1 protein-coding gene is annotated in these 304 nt (G+C 33.9%); it reads left to right on the plus strand.

Going from position 1 to position 304, the window contains the following annotated elements; translation table 11 throughout:
• Positions 1-304 (plus strand): hypothetical protein (locus tag RCF13_RS10890; RefSeq protein WP_308141169.1); only part of this gene is annotated, 304 nt, incomplete at both ends.

Raw genomic sequence — 304 nt, forward strand, 5'->3', positions numbered from 1 at the left:
AGTATATTGTAGAATTTAGGGCAACAACACCTAATGGTAATATAGATATTGTTACTAAGAGGATAAAAGTACACACACTAAAGGTGTCAGCATATCTTATGCCTAATCCGGCCATGGCTGGAGATCAGATCTGGTTTTTCGTTAAAACAGAAGGCTATGCTGAACAGATAGAAATTGTTGTGGATCAAGATATTGTTAATAAGGACAATAGATCATCCATGGGGTATTCTTCAGTGAAATATCCATTGGTCTTTCAAGTTGACGGATCTTTGAATGTTAAAGAAGATATATTAAAATATATTGT

Origin of the sequence: Stenotrophomonas maltophilia group sp. RNC7 (assembly GCF_030910085.1) — a bacterium.
GTDB classification, from domain to species: Bacteria; Pseudomonadota; Gammaproteobacteria; order Xanthomonadales; family Xanthomonadaceae; genus Stenotrophomonas; species Stenotrophomonas sepilia.